Origin of the sequence: Actinoplanes sp. G11-F43 (assembly GCF_050589265.1) — a bacterium.
Classification (GTDB): domain Bacteria; phylum Actinomycetota; class Actinomycetes; order Mycobacteriales; family Micromonosporaceae; genus Actinoplanes.
On sequence record NZ_JBNZCE010000007.1, the window covers coordinates 147,084 to 154,904 of the forward strand.

A 7,821-nucleotide genomic window follows, 5' to 3' on the forward strand; every position below is an offset into this window, starting at 1 on the left:
GGTTTCAGAAGTACGCCCGCAGGCGGTTGCCGTCGGTCAGGAAGAGCTTTCCGCCGGCCACCGTCGGCGGGTGGTTCTCGCTGCTCGGCATGCCGCCGCGCCGGGGTTTGCCGGTGACCGCGTCGACGATCGACAGTGGCGCGCCGAGACCGGCCGGGCTGTAGAGCAGCGCACCGGCCCGGACCGGTTGTCCGGCCCCGTCCGGCAGATGCACCGACCACAGTTTCCGGCCGGTCCGCGCGTCCAGTGACAGGACGCTGCGGTGCCGGGGCAGGTAGACACGGTCCCCGTCGGCGGTGACCGACGGGGCCGGCCAGGTGGACTCCCACACCAGGTTGCCGTTGGCCGCGTCGATGGCGCTCAGCCCGGCGCCGCGGCCGCCGATGTAGAACCGGCCGCCGCCGGGGGAGCTGCCCACCGCGTACCAGTCGCCGGGGGTTCGCCACAGGGTCTCGCCGGTGCTGACCGAGACCACCCGGGAGCCCTGCCCCTGGGTGCGCAGCAGGATCCGGCCGTTGGCCGAGAGCAGCCCGTCGCCGCGGGTGCCGAACAGCTTCCACAGCCGCGCGCCGGTGCTCAGCCGGTGCGCCACGGTCGACGCCTCGTAGTCGGGCCGGGTGTCCACCACGACCACACCCCGGTCGACGATCATGTCCTGGGAGGGCGCGCTCAACGCGATCTCCCAGAGCGAGGACCCGCTGCCGGCCCGGAACGCGCTCAGGAAGCTGCGCTGGCCGTCGCAGGCATAGCTCAGGGTGACCAGGATGCCGTCGGACAGGGCCATCCGGGTGACGCCGCGGCGGCGGAGCTCCACGTGCCAGCGCCGGTCACCGGTGGCCGGGTCGTAGGCGCCGACCCCGCCGGGATCGCTGGTGTAGACGTTGCCGTAGCCGGCGAGGGGTTCCCGCCCGACCTCACACTCCGGCGCGCCGTGGGTGGGGATCTCCCAGCGCCGGGTGATGTCGTCCACGGTCGCGGCGGTCAACCGGCGTTCGTCCGGGTTGTAGAAGGTCAGGCCGGGTCCGTACCCGGTCTGGGTCCACTCCGAGACCGGGACGGCGGAGACCGGGATCGGGACGGCAGGGGTGGGCACGCCGAGGACCGCGGCGACCGCGGTTGTCAGGAAGGAGTTCACGCAAGATCAACGAGTGGAGCCCCCGGTCGGGATCGAACCGACGACCTCCCGTTTACAAGACGGGTGCTCTGGCCATCTGAGCTACAGGGGCGAACGGCCCCCAGCATAACGTCCCGTTATCCGATCGCCATCTTGGCAGGTCAGAGAAAAAGAAATACGGTGGCGGGGCTGTTCCTTCTACTCGGATCGTCCGGCACGTTCCTGCCGGTGGAAAGGAAGTCGTTTCACCATGGCTACCGTCACTTATGACAAGGCATCCCGGATCTACCCGGGCTCCGAGCGCCCCGCGGTCAACGAGCTGAACCTCGAGATCGGCGACGGAGAGTTCCTGGTCCTGGTCGGCCCCTCCGGTTGTGGCAAGTCCACCAGCCTGCGCATGCTCGCCGGCCTGGAGGACGTGGACCGCGGCCGCATCCTCATCAACGACAAGGACGTCACGCACCTCCCGCCGAAGTCCCGTGACATCGCGATGGTGTTCCAGAACTACGCGCTGTACCCGCACATGACGGTGTACGAGAACATGGCGTTCGCCCTGAAGCTGCGCAAGACGCCGAAGGCCGACATCGACAAGGCCGTCAAGGAAGCCGCCTCGCTGCTGCAGCTGGAGGAGTACCTCTCCCGCAAGCCGAAGGCGCTCTCCGGTGGTCAGCGGCAGCGTGTCGCGATGGGCCGCGCGATCGTCCGCCAGCCGCAGGTGTTCCTCATGGACGAGCCGCTGTCGAACCTCGACGCCAAGCTCCGTGTGCAGACCCGTTCGCAGATCGCCACGCTGCAGGCCAAGCTCGGCGTCACCACCGTCTACGTGACCCACGACCAGGTCGAGGCCATGACCATGGGCCACCGGGTTGCGGTCATGCTGGACGGCGTGCTCCAGCAGGTGGACACCCCGCGGGCGCTCTACGACACCCCCGGCAACGTGTTCGTCGCCGGCTTCATGGGCTCCCCGGCCATGAACATCAAGACCGTTCCTCTGAACGACACCGGCGCCCACTTCGGTTCGCTGACCATCCCGCTCACCCGTGAGCAGGTGGCCGCGGCCAAGGAGGGTGGCGACGGCAAGGTGACCGTCGGTTTCCGCCCGGAGGCCGCCGACGTGGTCAGCGAGTCCCCCGACGCGCTGCCGATCGTCGTCGACCTGGTCGAGGACCTCGGTTCGGACGCCAACGTCTACGGCCACGCCGACCTGCCGGGCGGTTCGGAGCGGTTCACGGTCCGCACCGAGCGTCGCAGCATGCCGCACATGGGTGAGACGGTCTACATCAAGCCGCAGGTCAGCGCGCTGCACGTGTTCAACGCCGGCACCGGCAACCGCATCTGACGCCGAGTCTCGACGAGAACGGCCCCCGAGTGATCGGGGGCCGTTTCCGTCGCACGAGAACTAGGCGAACGAGTGGACGACGTAGTCCTCGGCCGCGGCACACGCGATGATCTCGGTGTTCCAGGCGCAACTGTCCGACCGTACGTCCCGGATCTCGCCCAACTCCCGGATCTCGCCGGCCTTGTCGCCCAGGTGGAAGCCGGACAGCACCCGGTTGCCCACCGAGATGGTCGGCTCCTCGGAGAAGCGCAGCACGTTCGTCGCGTCCAGCCGGGCCGCCACCCCGCCGTCCAGGGTCCAGACCGCCTTCCGGTCCACGACCAGTGTGGTGCCCCGGTCGCCGATCGCCAGCAGACCGGTCGGCCCGGCCGGCACCAGGATCTCGGTCTCCGGCACGGCCAGCGTCCAGCCGGTGTCGCCGACCGCGACGATCTCGCTGGTGGCCCGGTCGTAGCCGGTGGTACGCAGCAGACAGAGCTGCTCCCCGCACGGCGACAGCCCGTCGATGTTCTCCGCCGAACCCACCGTGTACCGGGTTTTCGGCTCGGCGGCGAGGTTGGCCAGGTCGTACTCGAAGACGCGTTTCGGGGTGCCCGGCTCCAGCACGAACAGCCGGCCGTCGTAGGCGACCACGTCACTGCTGGTGGCGGCCACGTTCTCCCGGGTCTGCCGGGCCTCGCCGGTGTCCAGGTCGCGGACGGTGACGGTACGGTCCGCGTCGATCTGGACGAAGGTGGAGAACTCCGGCGCGAAGGTCCGCCCGGTGGTGCTGGCCGGCCCGTTCAGGTCCGCCGGCGACTGCACCGGGTGGAGGGTGGTGGCGTCCTCGTCCGGCTCCGACCAGCGCTCCACCCCATCGGCCAGCCCGAACCCGGTCAGCCGCAGCCCCTCCCGATCCGACCAGAGCACGGTCTCCGCGCCGACGTGGACATCGTCGTTGTAGCCGATCCGCTTCTCCCAGAGCAGCCGCCCGTCCGCGGCGTCCAGCGCCACCACCCGGCTGGTGCTGGTGGCCGAGTCCAGACCGGAGAACAGCACCACGGCGGTCGGCGTCACCCGCATCGCCGTCCACGACGGGGCCCGCCCGGCGGCGGTGGTCTCCCAGCGGAGCCGGTCGTCGGCGGCGAGCACCCGCAGGTCGCCGTTGGTGTCGACCCCGGCGAAGTAGCTCCGGTCGCCGAGCACCTCGACATCGGTGAAGCCGGAGGTGAACGGGACCTGCGGGGCGAACCGGGCGACCTGCTCGACCCGGTGGAAGTCGAGCGCCGGATAGTCCGGCCAGAGCAGCACCGTCGCGGCGGCCACCCCGGCGGCCAGGACGGCGGCGATCCCACCGATCAGCAGCCCGCGACGGCGCGGCCGCGGACGTTCCCGCTCGGTGGCCGGCCAGCTTCCACCGGAACCCGCCGGCGGCGTCTGATAGCTGGGCTGTCCACCGGCGGCGATCGACGCGGCCTCACCCGCGGCCCATGGGTCGACCGGATCGGCGTACGCGATGGCGGTCTGGGTCGGCTCGTCGGCCGCCGGGTCGGGCACCGTCGGCTCCGGCTTCGTCCCGCCGTCGCCCGGCTCCGCCATGTCCTCGCCCTTTGCCGCTGTCACGGCAGGTCATGCTACCTACTGAACCTTCGATGGCCAGTCCGGCGATCGGCCCCGCCCGGCTGGCTATCGTGGCGTCATGCGCATCGAACGAATCACCACCGAGGCCGAGGTCCATCGCGCCGCGGACCTGTTCGACGCCGCGCCGCTGGAGTCCGCGACCCGGCGTTTCCTCACCGACCCGACACACCATCTGCTGCTGGCCTACGACGACGCCGGCCGTCCGGTCGGCATGATCACCGGGATCGAGACGACCCATCCGGACAAGGGCACCGAGATGCTGGTCTACGAGCTGGGGGTGGCGCCGGTGGCCCGCCTGCAGGGCATCGGGACGGCGCTGGTGGACGCGCTGGCCGCGATCGCCCGGGAGAACGGCTGTTACGGCATGTGGGTCTCCACCGAGACCGACAACAAGGCGGCTCTGGCCACCTACCGCCGGGCGGGGGCGATGGAGGAGATGACCTTCACGTTGTTGTCGTGGGACCTCAATCAAGATCAAATTTGATCGTACGGTCCACCAGACGGTCCCGTCTCGTCCCCGCGAGGTGGGCGGCACACCGGACCGTCCGGCGACCGCCGGGCCGGATGCGGTGGCCGGGGTTCGACCGGAACCCTTCGACGCTCCGACGCTCCGACGCTTCGACGCTCCGACATTCTGACGATCTGACGTTCCGACGCGAGAGCGCGCACCGCGTGGACGTCGCCGGTGCGCGCTCCCGCCGGGGAATGACGGTTGCTTCTACCTCGTGCCGGTCACCGCTGCAGCCGGGTCGATTCTTCCGCCCAGGCCGCGTCTTCCGGCGGTCGCTACTTCGCGCTGTCGCTACTTCGCGCTGTCGCTACTTCGCGCTGTCGCTACTTCGCGCTGTCGCTACTTCGCGCGGTTCACGAAGCCGTCCACCGGCTCCTCGGCCAGGCGCGGGTCGTCGACGGCCGGGTCGCCCGGGACCTGCTCGCCGGCCGACGCCGGAGCCGACGCTGACGCTGACGCCGACGCCGGAGCCGAGACCGGAGCCGAGACCGACGCGGACATCGCCGGAGCAGGCGCGTCGGTGCCGGTCACGGGCGCACTCGCGGCGGGCGAGGCGCTGGTGGATCCGGCGGGGGCCGGCGCGTCCGTGGCGAGACCGGTCGTGGGGTCGGTGGCCGGGCTGGCGGAGGGGTCCGTGGCGGGATCCGTCGCGGGGTCGGTGCCGGCCGGAGCGGAGACCGACGGGCTGACGCTGGCGGCGGCCTTCGGCGCCGGGTCGACGACCGTGCCGTCGTCCGGCGTGCCCTCCGCGGAACGGCTCAGCCGCACCGGCGAACCACCGAACGGCAGACCGTAGTAACCGGACCGCATGCCGTAGAACCCGGACGGCGGCCCGGAGACATCGGACTGGTAATCGACCACCTGGGAGAGCACCGGCAGCCCGCCACCGAGACCGCCGAGCAGCCCGTGGTCGTCAAAGCTCCGCATCTGCTCCAGCTGCGGCGAGACCGCCCGCTCCAGCCGCGTCGAGACCGGCCGCTCGTCCGGCGCCGGGACACGAGTGGTCTTCGCGGCCTTGCTGGAGCCGGCCAGGCCGATCCCGCCGGGCGCCCCGGAGGTGCCTGCCGGGCCGAGCCCGCTGAGCCGGCCGAAGATGCCGTCCACCGGCAGGTTGGCGACGCGGACGTCCTGTCCGGCCACCGGCACGCCCCGGACCGGCAGCACGCCGAGAGTGCCGGAACGGGACCGGCCGGCCACGCCGGGCGTACCCCCGGGCGCGGTGCGGACCACGTCGGCGGCCGGTTTCGCACCCGGCGAGCCTTCTTCCGAGGCCGGTTCGGCCCAGGCGGGCGCCGCCCCGAAGAACAGCATTCCACTCACGACAGCTCCGGCACACCACAACTTGCGCACTGATCTTCTCCTGGCCACATCGGACGATGGGGTTGGGTCGATACCCATCAAGTCGGACATAAGGTGTCAGGTGGGGCAACGAGCGCCCCCACGGGCAGGTTCCGGCTGACTACGATTCGTGAACGTGAGTGCCGCACCCGCTGAAAAGATCCACAACCGTTCCGAGTCCGACGAGGACACCCGGCCTCACCTGGTGTTGTGCGGTGCCGATGCGCTGGTCTTCACGCTCGCCGAGGAGCTCGCCAACTCACGCGATCGGATTCGCATCACGGTGATCACTCCGCACCGGATCCGGCCGGACGTCCCGGACATCGCGTCCCTCGCCGACCGGGGTGTGATGTGGCGCAAGGCCGACCGGCTGGACGAGCGGACCTTCCGGGAGGCCGGGCTGGACGGCGCCGCCGCGCTCGCCCTGGTGATGCCGGACGACGTGGTCAACCTGCACGCCGCGCTCTGCGCCCGCGAGGTGGAGGCGGAGCTGCGGGTGGTGGTGCGGATGTTCAATCCCGGACTCGGCAAGAGTGTGGTCCGGCTCTTCCCGGACTGCGCGGTGCTGTCCGACGCGGAGATGGCGGCACCCGCCTTCGTGGCATCGGCCCTGGGCGAGGTGGCACCCACACACTTCCGCCGCTCCGGCCGTACCCTCTATGTCGCCCACCGGGAGGACGTCCTGCCGCGACATGTCGTCCTCACCCTGACCGCCGCCGGTGCCGACGGCGAGGCGACGGTCCTGCCGGCCGAACCGGATCGGGCGACCGCGCGACCGTCCGATCTGGTGCTGGCCGAGGCGGTCGGCCGGCCGGCCGGGGAGGACGTGACCCGGCGCCTGCTCAGCCGGGCGGGCCGGCGACGGCGGCCGTTCCACGCCTTCGGCCGGGCGCTGCGTGCCGCCCTGAGCCGCAAACTCGGCATCGCCGTGCTGATCACGCTGGCCACCACGCTGATCGCCGGGCTGGTGCTGGCGAAGTACGACGGCGCGGGCCACGGCCTGTGGGAGTCGATCTACATGACTCTGCTGACCGCGGTCGGCTCCTCCGATGTGGAGGTGGACCGGGATCCGGTCGGCCAGGCCGCCCAGCTGGTGCTGACCATCGCCGGGCTGGCCATCATCCCGCTGATCACCGCCGCCGTGGTGGACGGCATGGTGAACGCGCGGCTCGCCCTCAGCCAGGGCCGGATCGCCGGGGCGATGCGGGACCACATCGTGCTGGTCGGGCTCGGCAACGTCGGCACCCAGGTGCTGCGTCAGCTCACCGACCTGGGGGTCCGGGTGGTCGCGATCGATCAGAGCGCGGACGCCCGAGGGGTGAAGAGCGCCCGGAAACGCGGCGTTCCGGTGATCATCGGGGACGCCTCGGCCCAGGAGACCCTGCAGGCCGCCTCGATCGACACCTGCCGGGCGCTGGTGGTGCTCTCCACCGACGACCGGGTCAACCTGCAGGCCGGGTTGCAGTCCCGGGCCACCCACGAGGACCTGCGGGTGGTGTTGCGGCTGTTCGACGACGACTTCGCGCAGCGGGTCGAGTCGGCGTTCCAGATCAACACCTCGCGCAGCGTCTCCCGGATCTGCGCCCCGGTGTTCGCCGCCGCCCTGCTGGACCGGGACGTGCACGCCACCATCCCGGTCGACAGGCACTCGGTGCTGGTGGCCACGGTGACCGTGTCGGCGCTGTCCCCGCTGGACGGCGCCCCGCTGGACCTGGCCGAGCAGCCGGGCCAGGCGCGGGTGCTCGGCCTGTCGGTGGCCGGCGAGGAGTGGGTGGACTGGGGCCCGGACCCGCGCCGGGTGCTGGCCGAGGGCGACCGGATCATCGTGGTCGCCCGCCGTCACGGCCTGCGGACCCTCGCCGAGCGGTCCAGCCCACCGGTCGGCTAGAGAGCGGTCGG

The 7,821-nt window shown here is 71.4% G+C and carries 6 protein-coding genes and 1 tRNA gene; 3 read left to right on the forward strand and 4 right to left on the reverse strand.

Going from position 1 to position 7,821, the window contains the following annotated elements:
• Positions 1 to 4: 4 nt before the first annotated feature.
• Together ACQ0O7_RS09030 and ACQ0O7_RS09035 are read right to left on the reverse strand one after the other, a co-directional pair.
• Positions 5 to 1,135 (reverse strand): PQQ-binding-like beta-propeller repeat protein, encoded by a 1,131-nt coding sequence (locus tag ACQ0O7_RS09030; protein ID WP_430781366.1) that lies wholly within the window; start codon positions 1,133 to 1,135, stop codon positions 5 to 7.
• 14 nt (positions 1,136 to 1,149) lie between these two features.
• Positions 1,150 to 1,226, reverse strand: a tRNA-Thr gene (locus tag ACQ0O7_RS09035).
• A gap of 138 nt (positions 1,227 to 1,364) precedes the next feature.
• On the opposite strand from ACQ0O7_RS09035, the gene ACQ0O7_RS09040 reads away from it, so the two are divergent.
• Positions 1,365 to 2,453, forward strand: a complete 1,089-nt coding sequence (locus ACQ0O7_RS09040; protein WP_430781368.1) for an ABC transporter ATP-binding protein — start codon at positions 1,365 to 1,367, stop codon at positions 2,451 to 2,453.
• Between the two features lie 60 nt (positions 2,454 to 2,513).
• Here the strand turns inward: ACQ0O7_RS09040 and ACQ0O7_RS09045 are convergent, their stop codons facing one another.
• Positions 2,514 to 4,055, reverse strand: coding sequence for a PQQ-binding-like beta-propeller repeat protein (locus ACQ0O7_RS09045; protein WP_430781369.1), 1,542 nt, complete (start codon positions 4,053 to 4,055; stop codon positions 2,514 to 2,516).
• Between the two features lie 76 nt (positions 4,056 to 4,131).
• Between ACQ0O7_RS09045 and ACQ0O7_RS09050 the strand changes: the two genes are divergently transcribed.
• Positions 4,132 to 4,557 (forward strand): GNAT family N-acetyltransferase, encoded by a 426-nt coding sequence (locus ACQ0O7_RS09050; protein ID WP_430781370.1) that lies wholly within the window; start codon positions 4,132 to 4,134, stop codon positions 4,555 to 4,557.
• Positions 4,558 to 4,923: 366 nt separating this feature from the next.
• Here ACQ0O7_RS09050 and ACQ0O7_RS09055 read toward each other — a convergent pair whose 3' ends face one another.
• Complete coding sequence (locus ACQ0O7_RS09055; protein WP_430781371.1) at positions 4,924 to 5,904, reverse strand: hypothetical protein; 981 nt, start codon at positions 5,902 to 5,904, stop codon at positions 4,924 to 4,926.
• Between the two features lie 154 nt (positions 5,905 to 6,058).
• Here ACQ0O7_RS09055 and ACQ0O7_RS09060 point away from each other — a divergent pair, with 154 nt between their 5' ends.
• Complete coding sequence (locus tag ACQ0O7_RS09060) at positions 6,059 to 7,810, forward strand: NAD-binding protein (protein WP_430781372.1); 1,752 nt, start codon at positions 6,059 to 6,061, stop codon at positions 7,808 to 7,810.
• Positions 7,811 to 7,821: the final 11 nt, after the last annotated feature.

Coding starts and splice junctions, on each gene's coding strand:
- ACQ0O7_RS09040 (WP_430781368.1), top strand. CDS start 1,365: ATGGCTACCGTCACTTATGACAAGGCATCCCGGATCTACCCGGGCTCC.
- ACQ0O7_RS09050 (WP_430781370.1), top strand. CDS start 4,132: ATGCGCATCGAACGAATCACCACCGAGGCCGAGGTCCATCGCGCCGCG.